The 17,488-nt window shown below is 46.8% G+C and carries 20 protein-coding genes; 11 read left to right on the top strand and 9 right to left on the bottom strand.

Annotated elements, in window-relative coordinates:
- Window positions 1-35 precede the first annotated feature (35 nt).
- On the bottom strand, window positions 36-947 hold the full coding sequence (locus B0H50_RS05600) for a hypothetical protein (protein ID WP_146129118.1): 912 nt from the start codon (window positions 945-947) through the stop codon (window positions 36-38).
- A gap of 88 nt (window positions 948-1,035) precedes the next feature.
- Here B0H50_RS05600 and B0H50_RS05605 point away from each other — a divergent pair, with 88 nt between their 5' ends.
- Window positions 1,036-3,345, top strand: a complete 2,310-nt coding sequence (locus B0H50_RS05605) for a penicillin-binding protein 1A (RefSeq protein ID WP_106197724.1) — start codon at window positions 1,036-1,038, stop codon at window positions 3,343-3,345.
- A 267-nt stretch (window positions 3,346-3,612) separates the two neighbouring features.
- Here B0H50_RS05605 and B0H50_RS05610 read toward each other — a convergent pair whose 3' ends face one another.
- Window positions 3,613-3,858 (bottom strand): hypothetical protein, encoded by a 246-nt coding sequence (locus B0H50_RS05610; RefSeq protein WP_146193691.1) that lies wholly within the window; start codon window positions 3,856-3,858, stop codon window positions 3,613-3,615.
- A gap of 173 nt (window positions 3,859-4,031) precedes the next feature.
- Here B0H50_RS05610 and rlmN point away from each other — a divergent pair, with 173 nt between their 5' ends.
- From rlmN to B0H50_RS05655, 9 genes are all read left to right on the top strand, one after another.
- Window positions 4,032-5,126 carry a 23S rRNA (adenine(2503)-C(2))-methyltransferase RlmN gene (rlmN, locus tag B0H50_RS05615; protein ID WP_106197726.1) on the top strand — a complete coding sequence of 365 codons (1,095 nt, stop codon included), beginning with the start codon at window positions 4,032-4,034 and terminating at the stop codon, window positions 5,124-5,126.
- The gene (locus B0H50_RS05620; protein ID WP_106197727.1) at window positions 5,104-5,727 is read left to right on the top strand and encodes a methyltransferase; all 624 of its coding nucleotides are present in this window, start codon (window positions 5,104-5,106) and stop codon (window positions 5,725-5,727) included. Before rlmN ends, B0H50_RS05620 begins: the two co-directional genes overlap by 23 nt.
- A gap of 71 nt (window positions 5,728-5,798) precedes the next feature.
- Window positions 5,799-6,299, top strand: coding sequence for a YchJ family protein (locus B0H50_RS05625; RefSeq protein ID WP_106197728.1), 501 nt, complete (start codon window positions 5,799-5,801; stop codon window positions 6,297-6,299).
- A gap of 3 nt (window positions 6,300-6,302) precedes the next feature.
- Entirely contained in the window at window positions 6,303-7,274 is a 972-nt protein-coding gene (argC, locus tag B0H50_RS05630; RefSeq protein WP_109587395.1) for an N-acetyl-gamma-glutamyl-phosphate reductase, read from the top strand.
- On the top strand, window positions 7,265-8,260 hold the full coding sequence (gene obgE / locus B0H50_RS05635; RefSeq protein WP_109587396.1) for a GTPase ObgE: 996 nt from the start codon (window positions 7,265-7,267) through the stop codon (window positions 8,258-8,260). The genes argC and obgE overlap by 10 nt, the downstream gene beginning before the upstream one ends.
- A 1-nt stretch (window position 8,261) precedes the next feature.
- Complete coding sequence (locus tag B0H50_RS05640; protein WP_109587397.1) at window positions 8,262-8,648, top strand: HU family DNA-binding protein; 387 nt, start codon at window positions 8,262-8,264, stop codon at window positions 8,646-8,648.
- Window positions 8,566-9,120: an SsrA-binding protein SmpB gene (smpB, locus tag B0H50_RS05645; RefSeq protein ID WP_233244533.1), complete on the top strand. Its 555-nt coding sequence runs from the start codon at window positions 8,566-8,568 to the stop codon at window positions 9,118-9,120. Before B0H50_RS05640 ends, smpB begins: the two co-directional genes overlap by 83 nt.
- A gap of 17 nt (window positions 9,121-9,137) precedes the next feature.
- Complete coding sequence (locus B0H50_RS05650; RefSeq protein ID WP_233244534.1) at window positions 9,138-10,406, top strand: N-acetylmuramoyl-L-alanine amidase family protein; 1,269 nt, start codon at window positions 9,138-9,140, stop codon at window positions 10,404-10,406.
- 107 nt (window positions 10,407-10,513) lie between these two features.
- Entirely contained in the window at window positions 10,514-11,260 is a 747-nt protein-coding gene (locus B0H50_RS05655) for a YebC/PmpR family DNA-binding transcriptional regulator (protein ID WP_109587398.1), read from the top strand.
- A gap of 121 nt (window positions 11,261-11,381) precedes the next feature.
- Here B0H50_RS05655 and B0H50_RS05660 read toward each other — a convergent pair whose 3' ends face one another.
- From B0H50_RS05660 to B0H50_RS05670, 3 genes are all read right to left on the bottom strand, one after another.
- A complete protein-coding gene (locus tag B0H50_RS05660) occupies window positions 11,382-11,981 on the bottom strand; it encodes an inorganic diphosphatase (RefSeq protein ID WP_106197734.1) in 600 nt (199 codons plus the stop codon).
- Window positions 11,982-12,001: 20 nt separating this feature from the next.
- Complete coding sequence (locus B0H50_RS05665) at window positions 12,002-13,255, bottom strand: BamA/TamA family outer membrane protein (protein ID WP_109587399.1); 1,254 nt, start codon at window positions 13,253-13,255, stop codon at window positions 12,002-12,004.
- A gap of 137 nt (window positions 13,256-13,392) precedes the next feature.
- A complete protein-coding gene (locus B0H50_RS05670) occupies window positions 13,393-13,701 on the bottom strand; it encodes a type B 50S ribosomal protein L31 (RefSeq protein ID WP_106197736.1) in 309 nt (102 codons plus the stop codon).
- Window positions 13,702-13,789: 88 nt separating this feature from the next.
- Here B0H50_RS05670 and B0H50_RS05675 point away from each other — a divergent pair, with 88 nt between their 5' ends.
- Window positions 13,790-14,389, top strand: coding sequence for a hypothetical protein (locus B0H50_RS05675; RefSeq protein ID WP_106197737.1), 600 nt, complete (start codon window positions 13,790-13,792; stop codon window positions 14,387-14,389).
- 8 nt (window positions 14,390-14,397) lie between these two features.
- Here the strand turns inward: B0H50_RS05675 and hisB are convergent, their stop codons facing one another.
- Genes hisB through B0H50_RS05695 form a run of 4 tightly spaced genes read right to left on the bottom strand, consistent with a single transcriptional unit; the run spans window position 14,398 to window position 17,485 of the window.
- Window positions 14,398-14,988, bottom strand: coding sequence for an imidazoleglycerol-phosphate dehydratase HisB (gene hisB, locus B0H50_RS05680; protein WP_106197738.1), 591 nt, complete (start codon window positions 14,986-14,988; stop codon window positions 14,398-14,400).
- 1 nt (window position 14,989) lies between these two features.
- On the bottom strand, window positions 14,990-15,937 hold the full coding sequence (locus tag B0H50_RS05685) for a helix-turn-helix domain-containing protein (RefSeq protein ID WP_158256423.1): 948 nt from the start codon (window positions 15,935-15,937) through the stop codon (window positions 14,990-14,992).
- A complete protein-coding gene (locus B0H50_RS05690) occupies window positions 15,930-16,499 on the bottom strand; it encodes a Maf family protein (protein WP_106197740.1) in 570 nt (189 codons plus the stop codon). Before B0H50_RS05690 ends, B0H50_RS05685 begins: the two co-directional genes overlap by 8 nt.
- Complete coding sequence (locus tag B0H50_RS05695) at window positions 16,496-17,485, bottom strand: sugar phosphate nucleotidyltransferase (RefSeq protein WP_106197741.1); 990 nt, start codon at window positions 17,483-17,485, stop codon at window positions 16,496-16,498. The genes B0H50_RS05690 and B0H50_RS05695 overlap by 4 nt, the downstream gene beginning before the upstream one ends.
- Window positions 17,486-17,488: the final 3 nt, after the last annotated feature.

Genomic DNA, 17,488 nt, shown 5'->3' on the forward strand with positions numbered 1-17,488 from the left:
TTGTCAAGGGTTGTTCGCACATTTTTTTCATTTTTTTATTTCTGATCCACGGTGACCGTGAGTTTATACGGTTGCGGCAGCTGTCCCTTCGTCGGAAGAGTTTCCGAATAACGCACGACAATGTAATACGGAAGGTAATCCGTCACCGTATTTGTTCCGCATTCATGAATATCGCCGATGCCGATTGTCGTATCGATTACCACTGTCTTTTTACGCTTTGCTGCATCGACCGAGACAAATTCATCGTTGTCATAGATGCATTCTGCGGGAGCACCATCAATTTTTGCGGGACCTAAAACAGCAAGTTCCAAAGGAATCGAATCCGTTAAGCCGGCGAGTTGAATGGAAAGAGTGTCGCGCTTTTTCAAATAGACTTTGAAAAGGTCTTCATCATCGCGGCAGTTCTTATTATACTGTCCGCCGAGAATTCCGGTGACTGTGATTCCTTTCGTGAGTTTTGAACCGTCGTAGAATTTAAGGGAAGAATCCATTAAAACTTCGGCATCTTTCGGCTTGGAATTGGAGCGGCAATTTCCCGCTTCATTTGTTTCGTATTCATCGCTATCGAGATACGGATACGTGGAAAAAGTTACCGTTTGCAATTTTTCTTTATTGCCGTCGTCATCTTCGATGTTGATGAATCGGAGTGTATCGTAATCGCTCGAAGGCATTAAACGCGGAATACCCGCAACCGTATCGACTGCGCCGACGATGTAAATTTTGGAACCTTTTTGTTTGACGACGCGGATTTTTACATTCGATGTCACTTGTTCTTCGTCAAAGTCGTCAATGCTTTTATCAAAGTAAGCGATGAGAGTATCCATCGGAGAAACCGAACCAAAAACTGTTTCGAGGCGCGGAGGATCGTGATCGACAGAACCGCAAGCGGCAAGGCCGAATAAAGAGAAACTGAGTGCTGCAGGAAGGAGATGCTTAAAAGGGCGCATTTCAAAAAACTCCATCTAAATTTTGTTCTGCATAAAGTTACATTTTATTCAAAATTTTTACCACTCCCCTTTTTAGATTTGTGATAAAATGAACGCATTTCAAAAAATTCTTTCGCTGATTTCTCGCGTCTTCCCAGTTCCTGGGAAAAAGGTTTTCATTTGGCTCGGCATTTTCCTTTTGCCGTGTATCGCTATCTTCGTTGCAATTTATCTGTATTTTGCAAGTCTTGTGCCGACTCTTCCTTCGCTCGAGCAACTCGAAGATATCGACCCGAAACTCGTGACAACCGTTTACGATAAAGACAGCGTTCCGGTGCACGAATTCTTTGTAGAACGTCGCATGTGGACGCCGATTGATTCAATTCCGCAGATGGCGATGAATGCGGTGATGGCGACGGAAGACCGCGTTTTCTACAGCCATTGGGGCATGAACATTTTGGCGATTCCGAAAGCGGTGATTCAGTCCGTGACCCGCGGCGATAAAATCCGCGGAGCTTCCACGTTAACGCAGCAACTTTCCAAGCTTCTCTTCCTCACTCCCGAGCGCAAACTTTCGCGTAAAATCAAAGAAGCGATGACTTCGGTTCGCATTGAACAAACTTATACCAAGCGCGAAATCATGGAATTTTACATGAACGAAGTTTACTTGGGCGGAGGCAATTACGGCTTCCAAGCGGCGAGTGATTTTTATTTCGGAAAACCTCTTGATAGTCTTTCCGTTCCGCAGTATGCAATTCTCGCGGGCATGTTACAGCGCCCCGAAGGTTACCGCCCCGATCGCCATCCGAAACTCGCACTAGAACGTCGCAATACCGTTCTCTATGCGATGTATGACGAAGGCTACATTTCCAAAGAAGATTACAAGCGTTACATTGAAACTCCCGTCGAAACGGTGAAGCACAAAGTCGGAAACGGCTCCGGACTTTACTACTACGAAGAAATTCGCAAATTCATGGAAAATAAATATGGTCAAAAATCCCTTTACGCAGACGGCGTGAACATTTACAGCACCATCGATCCCGAAATTCAAGCGTTCGCAGAACAAGTCGAAAAGAAGCACATTGAACGCATCCGGAAACGCATTCAGCAGCGTGCCGTTTGGAAGCTCGGACTCACAAGCAAATACAAGATGGATAGCGATTCCATCGTCGCACACTTCGATAGCGTTTACGCTCTTTTCAAAAAAGAATACTTGGCAAAAGATACCGCATCCGATCCGTCCAAGTGGCGTTATCCCGATTCTTCGCGTTACCACGCCCCGCAGATGGCGATGATTTTAATCGAAAACGGAACGGGCGCAATCCGCGCAATGGTCGGCGGCAACGACTTTAACGAATCCCGCTGGAACCGTGCAGTGCAATCCTTACGCCAACCGGGTTCTTCTTTTAAGCCGATTGTTTACGCGACTGCAGTCGAAGCCGGAGCCTCTCCTTGCGATTCGATTAACGACCAACCGGTAACGATTGAAGACGAAAGCGATCCGTCAAAAACATGGCGTCCCGCGAACTTTGAAAAAGAATTTGAAGGGATGATGACTCTCCGCCGCGCCCTTTATCGTTCGATGAATTTACCCGCCGTTCTCACCGGCATTAAATACGGCCTCCCCAATGTGGTGAACTACGCCCGCAAGTTTGGCATTCGCAAAGCACCGCTACAGCCAGTCCCCAGTCTTGCGCTCGGATCCATCGGCAGCACGTTAATGGAAATGACTTCGGCGTATACCGTATTCCCGAACGGAGGCGTCCGCATTGAACCGTATATGATCGATTCCATCGTCGATAAAGCGGGAAACGTCATCGAAAGACATAAAAGCGAAGAACGGACGGTTTTAAAACCGGCGAGCGCATACATTATGGTCGATATGCTGAAAGATGTCAACATCCACGGAACCGCAGCCCGCGTCGGCGCCAGCGGATTCCGCCACCCGAGCGGAGGAAAAACCGGAACGACAAATAATTACGCAGACGCTTGGTACATCGGCTTTACCCGTTACTACACCCTCGGCATTTGGGTTGGGACTGATTCGCCCGCTCCGATGGGCCCGGGACATACCGGTTCCGAAGATCCGCTCCCCGCTTGGATTGAAGTGATGAAAGAATTGCACAAGGATTTGCCGATTAAAACGTTTGCGATGGCACCCGGCGTTGTAAGCAAAAAAATGTGTAACTTTACGGGAAAAATTGCAGGTGAATTCTGCGGAACTACTTCTTACTGTCTTTATTCCGCGGGACATGTTCCTTCTGAATTCTGCGACGGCAATCATCTTTCGAATAAAAAGTCTGCAGACGATGCGACGATTTTCTCGAGCAAAAGCACCGCCGAAGGCTCGATGAAAGCGAAAACGAAAAAAGAAAAAGACGCTCCGCCCCCGAAAAAGAAAACGAGACAAATGTTCTAATTGAAATTAAAGGCGCCAGAGGCGCCTTTTTCATTAGGAATGAAGAATGAGTGCGCACCGCTTCGCGGGGTTTTGAGAACTTAGAGCTGAGAACTTAGAGCTTAGAAATACAAGTTCTAAGATCTTGCGTTACCGCGCGACAAAGTCGCGCCATGATGACATTTCTAACTCCTCATTGCCCATTTCTCATTTTCTCTCATGCAATTCTGCGAGAAGCCATTTAACACGTCAAATTCGTCCACACAATTCTGCAAGATGCCGTTTTACTCACCAAATGCGTCCATTCACTTTTGCGAGATGCTGTTTTACCCACCAAATGTGTCCATTCACTTTTGCAAGATGCCGTTTTACCCACCAAATGTGTCCATTCACTTTTGCAAGATGCTGTTTTACCCACCAAATGAGCCCATTCACTTTTGCAAGATGCTGTTTTGCCCACCAAATGTGTCCATTCACTTTTGCAAGATGCTGTTTTGCCCGCCAAATGCGTCCATGCATTTGGCAAGGTGACATTTTACCCACCAAATGCGTCCTTGCACTTTTACGGTTCCCCCTAACCACTAGCCACTAACAACTAATCACGACTCCCCTTTCGCGCCTTTTCCCCCGCGCAGCTTTGCCACACGCTATCTACATTTCTAATTTCTCATTCCTAATTTCTAATTTTTTTCTATTTTTGCTTTTCGGTGACAAATTATAAAGATATCAAATCTCTGACTGTGGACGAGCTCAAAGAATGGCTTTCTGCCAACTGTGAGAAGACGTACCGCGCGGATCAAATCGAAAATTGGCTCTTTTGCGGTCAAGTTTCGAGTTATGACCAGATGAAAAATATTCCGCAGCAAACGCGGGATAAATTATCAAAAGCTTTTGCGATTCGCTCACTTTCCGAAGTGCAGCACCTCGTTTCTGTCGATGGAACCGTCAAATGGCTTTTCAAAACCCCCGATGAAAAATTCATCGAAACCGTTCTCATTCCGACGAATGGACGGTTCTCGGTTTGCGTTTCGACGCAAATCGGATGCGCACAAAATTGCGCCTTTTGCCGCACCGCAAAAATGGGATTCATCCGCAATCTCGAAGCCGGCGAAATTCTCGAAGAAATCATCCGGGTCAACGAATATCTCAAAGAAACCGGCGAAATTGACGCCGATGGAAAACCCGCCCAAGTCACGAATATCATCTTCATGGGAATGGGCGAACCGCTCAATAATTTGGAAAATGTGCACCGCACTTGTTGCACTCTCCACAACCAAAAATTATTTAATCTCGGCCGTAAAAAAATGACCGTAAGCACGAGTGGCGTCGTTCCGAAAATCAAAGAACTCGTCGATAGAAACACGCCTTGCTGCCTCGCGGTTAGCCTCAACAGCACAAACAATGAACGTCGCAGTTCTGTAATGCCCGTCAATAAAGTTTGGCCGATTGAAAAACTTTTAGAAGCGACGGACGAATATACCCGCCGCACCGACAATTACGTCACCTTTGAATTTGTTTTGATGAAAGGCGTCACGTGCACCGATGAAGCCGCCAAAGAACTGATCAAAATCTGCGCCCCGCGCCGCTGCAAAGTCAATGCGATTGTCCTCAATCAAATGGACGATCCCAACTTGGAAGCGCCAACACAAGAAGAAGTGGACCATTTCCTCGAGAAAGTTCGTGCCGCCGAAATTCAAATCACTATCCGCAACCCGCGGGGACGCGATATTCTCGCAGCCTGCGGTCAGCTCGCTTACAAAAAACAACAGAAGGTAGTCAATGCTCACACAGAATCTCTCTGAATTCTGGGAAAATCTCTACACGGAACACAAAGATTATTGGAATTTGAAGAAAGCGACTCCCGCTCTCTTAGATTTTTTCAACCATCCTAGTTGCCCGAAAACGGGAAATGTTCTTGTACCCGGTGCTGGATTCGGCTACGATGCAGAAGCTTGGGCAATGCGCGGACACGATGTGCTCGCCGTTGACTTTGCGCCAACTGCCGTCGATGAATTGGATCGTATTTCTCGAAAGCATGAGAATTTCAAATCGTTGGATTTGGATCTTTTTGAACTGAGTCCGAAAGACCCGAAAAAAGGCGGCTTGCAATTTGACATTATTTATGACTATTGCACATTTACCGCAATTCATCCGGGACGCCGCGACGAATGCTTTGAAGTGTGGCACAAAATGTTAAAAGACGACGGCGTTGTCATCGCATTCTTCTACCCATTCTTGAATGCAAATACTCTCCAAGGTCCTCCGCATCCGACTTCCGAAGGCGAGCTGATGGCGCGTCTCGGCGGCATCTTTGATGTGGCAGAACGCATCGCCGTAAACGACAGTGTTCCTTCTCGCAAAGGCAAGGAAGAAATCTGGCTTTTGAAGAAGGCTGCAGAATAAAATAATTCTATTTTTAAGGTCACCCCTTGCGGGGTGACTTATCGTGTTTTAAAACAACAAGGATTTTGATTATGGCAGACGAAGAACTTTGCCCGTGCGGCTCCGGAAAGAAATATTCCGAATGCTGCGAACCGATTATCAAAGGCACTACTCTTGCGCCGACTCCAGAAGCGTTGATGCGTTCTCGCTACACCGCCTACGCCAAGCATGAAGTCAAGTGGCTCAAGGATTCTCTCGAACCGTCTCAGCAAACCGACTACGATGAAAAGAGCGTCGAAGAATGGAGCAAGCGTTCGCAGTGGATGGGCTTTAAGATTCTCCAGACCAAAACCGAAGAAGACAAGAATATCGGTTGGGTGGAATTTATTTGCAAATACAAGCAAGGAAATCTCGCCCGCGAACATCACGAACTTTCGGAATTCCACAAAGTCAAAGGCGCGTGGCTCTTCTACGATGGACGTGCGGTAAAGCCGACAACCGTTCACAACACAACGCCGACAATCGGCCGTAACGATCCGTGTCCGTGCGGTTCGGGTCTCAAATACAAAAAGTGCTGCGGCAAGGATAAATAAAAAATGTTCAAAATTTTCGTCGATGGCGAAGCAGGAACCACAGGGCTCCAGATCAATGAACGTCTTGCGAAACGCGATGACGTAGAAATTCTCCATATCGATCCGGAACTGCGCAAAGATGCAGCGGAACGTGCGAAACTCATTAACGCATCCGATGTTACATTTCTTTGTCTTCCCGATGCCGCTTCCAAAGAAAGCGCGCTTCTCTGCACAAACCCAAAGACGAAAATTATTGACGCTTCTACAGCGCACAGAACCAATCCGAATTGGGCTTACGGACTTCCGGAACTTTCTCCGGAATTTCGTCAGAAAATTCAAACCGGTACGCGCATTGCAAATCCCGGCTGTCACGCTTCGGGATTTATCTTGGGCGTTTATCCGTTAATCGCTGCAGGTCTTCTCAAAAAATCGGCGGACTTAGCGACTTATAGTTTGACCGGATATTCGGGCGGTGGCAAAAAAATGATCGCCACTTACGAAGCCGAAGGCGCACAAATTTCGCATCCCGGCGAATCTCCGCGACTTTTTGCTCCGCGTCCATACGCCCTCGGACATCATCACAAGCATTTACCCGAAATGCAACTGATTTGCGGTCTCACCAAATCGCCCATTTTTAATCCGGTCGTCGGACCTTTCTACAAAGGCATGGCGGTTTCCACGGCGATTTTCCAAAGTTCGCTTTCGAAAAGTGCAACGGCTGCAGATATTCAAAATATTCTCGCGGAACATTACGCGGGCTCCCGCTTTGTCAAAGTGCTTCCCTACGAAGAAGAACCCACTTTGGATGCGGGCTCACTCAACCCGACGGAATGCAATGGAACGAATGAAGCGCACGTTTATGTGTTCGGCAAAGGCGAATCCATTCAAGTCTCCGTCATTATCGACAATCTGGGGAAAGGCGCTTCGGGCGCTGCGATTCAAAATATGAACATCGCACTCGGAATCGACGAAGGATCTGGTCTTTCATGTTTTTAGACGAAAAAACGATCGAAGTTCGCTCGGGCAAAGGCGGCAACGGCTTAAGCAGTTTCCGTCGTGAAAAATTCGTACCGCTCGGCGGTCCGGACGGAGGCGATGGCGGTCGCGGAGGTAGCGTAATTCTGCGAGCAAACGAACAGTACACCACTTTGCTTGATATGGGAAATCTTCACGTTTACAAAGCTCAAAACGGTGAAGATGGCGGTCCTTCGCGCAGCACAGGAAAATCGGCGAAAGATTTAATCGTCGATGTTCCGTGCGGAACTCTCGTCAAAGATTCCGAAGGGCATATTCTCGCCGACTTAACCGAACCCAATCAGCGTTGGGTGGCCGCGAAAGGTGGTCGAGGCGGACTCGGAAACGTCCACTTTGTAACTCCCGCATTGCAAGGCCCCGAAAAAGCGACGCAAGGTCAACGCGGAGAACGCCGCAAACTTTTCTTAGAGCTCAAACTCGTCGCCGATGTCGGACTTGTCGGTTTCCCAAACGCGGGCAAGTCTTCTCTCGTAAATAAAATTTCGAGCGGACGCCCCAAAGTCGGCGATTATCCGTTCACCACTCTCGAACCGGTCTTAGGCATTGTCGCAGAAAATTCCCGCAGTTTTGTCGTCGCAGACATTCCGGGTTTGATCGAAGGCGCAAGCGAAGGCAAAGGCCTCGGACACGAATTTTTAAAACACATTGAACGCACTTATGCGCTTCTTTTTGTCATCGATGCCTTTGACGAAAACGCTTGGAAAAATTTCCAAACTCTGCGGAAAGAATTGAAAAAATTCCACCCGAAGCTCGTCGAAAAGCCTTACACGATTGCGCTCAACAAAGCGGACTTGGGAATTGAAAAAGCCGAAAAAATTTTCAAATCAAAAAAAGAAAATTTCGTTTCGACTTCGGCCGTTACCGGCGAAGGCGTCAAAGAATTAAATAAAATTCTTTCGAACCTCGTCCCCGATAAGCGCAAAAAAGCAGTCGGTTGGGGAAAGTAAAATGGCAAATTCCGGAAACAATCTCACGAAAAAAGATCTCGTGGAGGAAATCGCCTCCCGCGCCGGCTTGACTCAAGTCGACACAAAAATCATCGTGGAAAATTTTCTGGCCGCCATTTCACAAGCGCTAATCGAAGGCAAAAATATTGAAATTCGCGGATTCGGACGTTTCAAATTACGCATGCGCGGCGCCCGCAAAGCACGCAATCCGCGGACGGGCGAACCTGTCAATATCGACGCTCAAATTCGCCCCGTTTTTGAAGCGAGCAAAGAATTGAGTAAACTGTTCGATTCGAAATCTGCCGATGCAAAATTCATCGAAAAAATTGAAAGCGATGATTCCTTCGACGACGATTCCAACAGAAGCGAAGACGAATATGGCCGATAAAAAAGACATTGCAAAAACGCCGACCATTACAAACCGCAAAGCGCAACATCTCTACTTTGTAGAAAGCCGTTTTGAAGTGGGCATTATGCTCGTCGGTTCCGAAATCAAATCCATCCGCGCAGGGAAATGCACTTTTAGCGATGCTTGGGTCGAAGTTTCGCGGGACAAAAATGAGCTCTGGCTCGTCGGCGCGCATATCGACGAATATTTTTTTGCAAAACGTTTTGGGCACGAACCGCAGCGCAAGCGCAAACTTCTCGCCCACATTTCTGAAATTCAAAAAATGCGGAAAGCGACCGAAATCAAAGGGCTCACGCTGATTCCGCTCAAATTGTATTTTAAAAATCGCTACGCCAAACTTGAAATAGGATTATGCCGAGGCAAAGATCAAAGAGACAAGCGGGCCGATATCATCGCCCGAGACGAAAAACTCGCGATTGCAAGAATTGTCAAAGCCGGCGGTCGGCGCTAATTTTTCTTGGTTGCGTTTTGCTTTTCGGCCTTTTCTCGGAAGCGGCCGCTGCGGTTTCTATTGCGCAAAAGAACGGCGCTTGGATGGTCGATATTGATGCGCTTTCGCAAAGTGAAAATTTAACGACCTCGCTACAGCCCGTCGAAAGGCGCTTCAAAGCCGAAGGAAAAACTTTTTCGTGTTCCTTTGTCATCGGGTTTCCGTATATTTTAGCCAATGGAAAAGCGGTCAAATTAAATTCTTCGACCACCTACGAAGACGATACGGTTTGGGCGCCAGCGCAAGAAACGATTGAAATTTTTAGCGCAGCCTTTTCCAAAAATTACACTCTCGATTCTGCAAACAAAGTTTTAAAAATTGTTGAAGCAAAAAGCACTCCCCAAAATACAGTTGCTCTCCAAAAGGAAGTAACTGTAGAAAAGAAAGAAATTTTACAAAAGAAAGATTCTTCCGAAAAGAAAGCAACTGTAAAATCGACCGCACAAGAAACGAAACCTGCAAAAGAAAAAGTCGTAGAATCCGTTCCCGTTCGCACGAACAAAAATGCGCCCGCGGGCTCGCGCGAAGTCAAAACAATTATCATCGATCCTGGTCACGGCGGAAAAGATCCCGGTGCGATTGGACTTTTTTCCAATGAAAAAGATATCGTCTTAGCCGTTGCCAAAAAATTGCAAAAAGAATTGACCGCAAACGGATTCGAAGTCAAACTCACCCGCAGCACCGATATTTTTATTCAGCTTTCGGAACGTCCGCAACTCGCCAATAAATGGAACGGCGACCTTTTCATCAGTTTACATTGCAATGCAATTGACGGCAACAAAGAACGCAAAAAGAAGACAAAAGGCTTCCGCATTTACGTGCTTCGCGATCCCGAAAGCGAAGAAGACCGCGCCATCGCTCGCCGCGAAAACAAAGTCGCCAAAACTTACGGCGATAAAAATTCAAAAGACGAACTTTCGCCTCTCGATTGGTTAAAAATTCAAGCCCGCTTGGAACAATACAAACAAGCGAGTTACACATTTACGGAAAAAGTCATCCGCTCCTACGAAAAAGGAAAAATTCCCAAGATGGGCTCAGGCGCAGGCGGTGCTGGATTTATGGTTCTCGTCGGCGCCTTTATGCCAGCGACTCTTATCGAACTCGGCTTTATCAGCAATCCCGATGAAGAAAAATTCATGAATAGCGAAAAAGGCCAAGTGGATATGGCGAAACGCATCGCAAACGGCGTCATCGATTACAAAAAAGCGATGAACGAATACTTGGAAACCCTCAAAGCGAGAAACTAAGCCAGAAAAAATGAATTTTAGGCGTAAAGAAAGCAAAGATTTGCTATAAAATTGCGCTTAAATTTTTCTATTTTTGAGCAACAAATTTTGATAACACCGAGGTATCTATGTCCGGACACTCTAAATGGGCAACCACTAAACGCAAAAAAGCAAAGACCGACGTCGCCCGCGCAAAAGCCTGGAACAAATTCATTAAGGAAATTTCCATCGCTGCAAAGCTCGGCGGCGGAAACCCAGATTCTAACCCGCGTCTCCGCGCTGCAATTCTTAAGGCCAAGAGCCAGAGCCTTCCTGCGAAGAACATCGAATCCGCTATCGCCAAGGGTACCGGCGAAGGTAAAGATGTGGTGATGGAAGAACCGATTTACGAAGGACGCGGTCCTGGTGGAGTTGCGATTTTCGTCAAGTGCATGACGGATAACAAGACCCGCACCGTTTCGAACATCCGCAACATTTTCAACAAGAACGGCGGAAGCCTTGGCGAAGCTGGCTCTGTTTCGTGGGCATTCACGCACAAAGGTGTGATCGATGTCGACGCAGAAAAGTATCCCGAAGACAAGGTGATGGATACCGCTCTTGAAGCCGGTGCCGATGACATGACCACCGAAGACGGTGTGCATGAAATTTCGACGACTCCGGAATCTTTCGACGCTGTGACGAAAGCTTTGGAAGCTGCTGGCATTGAAATGCTCAGCGCAGAAATCAGCTACATTCCGAATGATCCGGTGAAGCTCGAACATGCAGATGCGCAGAAACTTTTGAAAATCATCGACAAGTTCGAAGATGACGATGACGTTCAAGATGTTTATCACAACGCAGAAATCAGCAACGAAGATTTGGAAGCTGCAGAATAATTTCTGCTTCCGATGACGAAACTGCAAACGCCCCGCGAAGCGGGGCGTTTTTATTTGACTTGTTCGAAAAATGGAATTGACTTGTTTAACTATTTGACTTGTCCGAAAAATTTCGTCGCCATTAAATCATCATCAAGTCTGCGTTCGGATTGGAGTCCGAAGAATTTTCCGGTTCTTGATAACACGTTTCTGGAGCTTGCACTTGTGTCGCAAAAAAATTGCGATGCGCTTCGACGATTTTTTCGCGGGCAACTTCGGCGGGAAGCCAATCTCCAATTTGCACCGACTTGCCTTCGAGTTCTTTATAATACTGGAAGAAATTCCGCGTAATTTTTAAGAACATCGGATCGACATCTTGCACATCGCGAATCGGATGCGGAATATAAAGCGGAACGCCTAAAACCTTGTAATCTTTTTTCCCGCCATCGGTCATGTCTAAGACGCCGACTGCGCGACAAGAAACGACCGTTCCCGTGGCAAGTGGCGAAGAACAATAGACCAGCATATCCAGTGCGTCCCCGTCATCGGCTCGTGTACTCGGAATTAAACCGTAACTACAAGGATAACTCATCGACGAAAGCAGACAGCGGTCAAGACGAAATACATGATAACGTTCATCGTATTCATATTTGACATTCGTATCTTTCGGGATTTCTACAACACAGTCCACTTCGTACGGATACTTCGGACCAATCGGCAGTTCTAAGTAATTGATAGGCATAGTTCAAATATAAATTATGCTTACCGAGAGCGCCAACGCATCGCTACATTTTTGTCATAGAGACCCACGGCAATTTTTACAGAACCGCCATCGGGGCTATAGCCCGCTTCAAAACGAATCCGTTCCAACGCCGGAATTAAGAAGTGAACGCCGCCGTAAATGCTTTGGCGGTAATCTTCCCAATCAGGGCTTTTCGTGTTCCAAAGAAAGGAGCCTTCGACGCCCGCGACAATTTGCATTCCCCAAAATAAATTTGCGCCCATCACCGAAAACGGGCGACGCTTCACCAATTCAAAGCGTTCTTCGACATTCCAAATCGCTTCGTGCCGACCGTTAATGCTCGAATCGGGTTCAAAGCCCCGCAGCGTATTGGCGCCACCTTGATGCAAACGATCGAAAAATTTTTGCGTTCCCGGACGATAACGTACGAGAGAAGAAACTCCCGTAATAAAGCGTCCAAAATGAATGTAAATGCGATTGTCCCAAAGATATTCGATGTAATTTTCTACGTCATCGTAAAAGACGCCGTAACGCGTCACACGCCATTCTTCGTAAGCGCCGCGATGCGGGTCTAATTTAGAATCGCGTTTATCTAACATAATTCCAACACCCAAATCGGGAACCGAACCGTAATCTTCTACGTAACGGTAAGAGGGCGCCCAAATCAACGAAAAATCATTCCACAATTTTCCGTCGAGCTCTAAATGCAAATAGCAAGAACGGTCATAAAAATTCCGCAAATCATCCCAAGAATCCGTGCGCAAAAATTCAAAATTCCAAGCTATCGGCAAATTAAAAAGCCACGGCGAACTCGCATAAATGGCAAATTCTTTGGAATCAAAAAGCGGGTCAATTGATGTGCGATATTGCGTTTCGATGCGGATGTCTTCTCCGGCGACATTCAAATTTGCGAGCGCAAGCCCGAGCATCCAACCGTCTTGATCTGTCTTCTTTCCTGCGGGCGAAGGAATCCAACGGAGCAATTCCGTAAAACGATATTCCAAATTCACACCGTCAGCGTTCGGTTCACAATGAAGCGACACTTCCGAAAATAAATCCAAACTTTCGAATCGCAATTTTTCGGTTTCAAAATCGGCGTGCGAAAATTCTCGGCCGACCGCATTTAACAATTCCCGATCGACGACATGCGATTTTGTCTGAGAAAGCCCCGCATACCGAATCCGCATCACCTTTTTTCCATCGACGCAATTTTCCTGCGCAAACGAAAGCTGCAAAAGCACAAGCAAAAGGATGAAAATAAAATGCCGATTCACGGCACAAAAATAACTTTTCTTTGGCAAGATGAATTTTTGAAAAGGCGAAGAATGAAAAGGGAAATTTCAAAAAATGATTTCATAAAAAAACTTCCCAAGATGGTGGGAAGTCTTTTTGAAATTCGTCAAGAATAAAATTATTCTTCGTCTTTCTTCGGAGCGACGCGGCGAGTCTTGCGCTTTGCACCAGAGATGTTCAGCTTGCCTTCGCCAGCAAAACGCTTGTTGAACTGATCAATACGACCAGCGGTATCCACGCGGTGCTGCTTGCCAGTCCAGAAAGGATGCGTGTCGCTGGTGATTTCCAAAGTAACTACACCATATTCGACGCCATCGATCACTTTCTTTTCGGCAGACTGCTTCGTGGAGCGGGTGACAAATTCTTTACCCGTATTCGCATCAACGAACACGACCGGTTTGTAATCGGGATGAATACCATTTTTCATTTTTTTAATCCTACTGATTAAACGTTAGGTGAAGCAAATTTAGCTGTTTTTTCTCGTTTTGGCAATTCATAAATAGTATTTTTACACTATGAAACGAAAAATTTTCACTCTTTTATTTTTTAGCTGCGCTTGGGGATTCCTTTTTACAGCTTGCGGCAACGAAAATCAAGCAAATCGGTTGCAAATCAATCAAAAGTACACTCTTCAATCGTGGCCCGATAGCGCTTACATTGCAGACCTCGATTCTATTTTGCACGCAGAACCGTTAAAGGCAAACGCCGATTCCGAAAAAACAGAATTAACCATTTACTCGGGAACGATTCCGACGATTACACTTCCCGGACAAAAATCTGCAAAATCGCAAGCGGCAGTAAAATCACATTCTAAAAAGCGCACCGCCCCTGCCGGTTCAACAGAAAAGCCCGCAGTCCACAACGCCGAAAACTTCGCCGATGCCTTTATGAAAGCGTTAAGCGAACTCCAATCTGACCCGAATAATGCGGCAAAATATAAGACAGTTTCTGTCAAAGATGGCGAAGATTTATTTGCGCTACTTTCCCGCGCTTACGGGAAAAATGCAGCAAAACTCCCCCGTTTTTATACTCTTTCTGCGTTACAGTCAGTCAATCCCGGCGTTAAACTAGAACACTTAACCGCCGGCGAAGCGGTTAGAATTCCAAAACTTTAACGATTGAATTATAAACTTCCCTTGCTGCTCGGGACGCCTTTGACATTTCGCGAAGGCGAAACAGCCTTTGCAACCGCCCGCGCAAATGCTTTGAAAATCGCTTCTAAGCAATGATGATTATCGGCGCCGTAGAAAAGTTCTACGTGCAAATTCATGCGCGCATTTTCACCGAGAGTTTTGAAGAAATGTTCGAAAAGACTTGCGGGCATATTTTCTGCGCCGACCGTTGCATTCGGGAGTTTCACATTCCAAACGATGCCAATCCGATTGGAGAAATCGATGCAGACGCGTGCGAGCGCTTCGTCCATCGGGACAAAGTAAAAGCCGTAACGTTCAATGCCTTTTTTATCGCCGAGGCATTTGACGAAAGCTTCGCCCAAACAAATCGCAATGTCTTCGATGGAATGATGCATATCAACGTAGGTATCGCCGTGACATTCCACGTTTAAAGTGAAGCCGCCGTGGACTTGGAATAAATCCAACATGTGATCGAGAAAGCCCGAACCCGTGTGAATTTTTCCGCGAGAAGCTTCGTCTAAATTTAACGAAAGAGAAATCTGCGTTTCGCTTGTGTTGCGGACAATTTCGGCTTGACGCATTTTATCTCCTTGTGAATTTTCCGTTCGTCGTTAAGCAGAAGCGGCTTGCATAACCTTTGCGCACCGGCACTTTGGTGACTTTTCCGTTGACGGTCATTTGACCGACTGCATCGGAATTGCCGATGACGACGCAAAGCGTATCGTTATAAGTGTAGCGAATCGCAGACTTAGACGAAGTAATATTCGCTTCTTTCAAAACCTTGTTATCGTTCAAGCTGCGGTAAAGTCCAACCCAAGAAGTAGCGGAATCATTTCCCGAAATGGCGATGCGGATTTTTCCGGTTTCGACGACTTCGGCGACGGAATCTTTTTTCGAATCGGACGAAGTCACAAATGTCGTTGCGGAATTGCTCTTCACCGGCGCTTTGATCGCTGCGGAATCATTTTCGACGGGAGCAGAAACGGTGAGCGATTCGGGCGGGACATTTTCTGCGCCATCGGGAACGGTCGCTTCAAAAGACGAAGTGTCATCTTCAACGACAGCGGGAGTTGGATTTACCGGAGCCGGCGCTGCGGGCTGTTCCATTTTCTTCAAAAAGTTCATGCCTGCAAAGAAGACAACCGCTAAAATCAAAACGACGATGATAATCGTTTTGACGCTGCTCTTTCCGCCGCCGACTTTTCCTCCGGCGAACGAATCGGAATCCGAAGAAAGAGTTTCTTGTGCAACAAATTCCTGCGAATAAGAAGAGCCGACTTCTTTCGAATAGCATTCGAGAATTTTCGGCATATCCAAATCGAGGGCGACCGCGATAGAATTTAAGTACCCGCGGACATACGCTTCGACGGGGAATTTATTCCACTCGCCCGCTTCAATTTCTTGCAGATGAGTTTCGGAAATGCGCGTCTTTTGCGCAAATTCTTCTAAGGAAAGTCCTTTGGATTCGCGGATTCTTTTTAAGTAAGCGCCGAGAGTTTCTTCAGCCGCTTTTCCTTCTAACTCAGACATTTTCATCTCCTAAACGATCGATCAAATCCAACGTTTTGGCAACGGGAAGACCGACGACATTATAATAACAGCCGTGGATGCTTTTGACAAGGCTTGCACCCAATCCTTGAATCGCATAAGCGCCCGCTTTGTCTAACGATTCGCCCGATTCTACATAATTTTCGATGAACGCATCCGTCACATGGCGGAAGACGACATCGGTCACGACGCGCGCGGACGAAATCACTTTTCCACCACGAGCAATTGCAACTCCCGAGATGACTTTGTGACGTTTGCCGTTTAAGTATTTGAGCATCGCCACAGCGTCGGCTTTATCTTTCGGTTTGCCAAGTGCATCGCCGTCTAAGTAAACGAGAGTATCGTAGCCGAGAACATATTCCTCGGGGAATTTTTTCGACACATCCAACGCTTTGCCTTCGGCAAATTTCTGCGGACGATCTTCGGGTTCTAGATCCCCGGCGACTTCTTCGAACTTAGAAGGCTCGACGCGAAATGGGATTTTAATTTGAGAAAGAATTGCGGAACGGCGCGGAGATGCGCTTGCCAAGATGAAGTTTTTCACAAAACCCCCGAGATGACTTTGGAATGATCCCCCAAAAGTAATGACCCTTTAAAACCCCGAACTTCGGATTCGCCGCCAAAGATGGAATGCGAAATTTCGGAATCCACGAGAAGAGTGTGTTCTGAAATCACGGAATTTTCCACTTTAGAATTTTCGATGACGACTTCGGGTCCCACAGAAACATTGGGACCGACAACCGAATTGCGAATCGTCGCCGACTCGTCGATGTGACAAGGCGGAATAATTTTACTGCCTTGAAATACCCGATTGACTTCTGGCTTTTCCGAAAGAATTTTTGCATTCGTTTCGAGGAAAGTTTCGGCGGTGCCGCAGTCGAGCCAAGAACGAATCGGTGCTGTGCGGAATTTTGATCCAGCGTCCACCATCATTTGGAGCGCCTCGGTCAGCTGATATTCATTGCGGGTGCGGATATCTTCTTTGATAAGCCGCGTTAAACTTTTGCGCAGAGCGGCGACATCGGTAATGTAATAGATGCCGACGAGCGCTTCGTTCGAAACAAATGTTTCGGGTTTTTCGACGAGCTTCGTCACATGTCCCGTCGAATCTGTTACCGCAACGCCAAAGCGTTTTGGATTTTCGACTTCGCGGGTCATGAGGACATTTTCTTTTTCGTTTTTGAGGAACGAAAGGTCTGCATCAAAAAGCGTATCGCCCAAGATAATTAGAACAGGTTCGTCATCGGACAAAAACGGAAGGCAAAGAGAAATCGCTTCTCCAAGCCCTTGCGGATTGCGCTGACGCACGGTGTGTGCATTTGCAAAATTCCGCTGCCGGATGAAATCTTCCACCAGCTCCCCTTTATACCCAATAATGAAAATTTGTTCTGATACCGATAACGATGAATACGATTCGATGATGTGTTCAATCAGCGCCTTCCCTGCGATGGGGAGCAAGCACTTCGGAAGCGACAATGTAAATGGACGAAGTCGCGTTCCAGTTCCGGCAACAGGTAAAATAACTTTCATAAT

The sequence above is a fragment of the Hallerella porci genome (genome assembly GCF_003148885.1).
Taxonomy (GTDB): domain Bacteria; phylum Fibrobacterota; class Fibrobacteria; order Fibrobacterales; family Fibrobacteraceae; genus Hallerella; species Hallerella porci.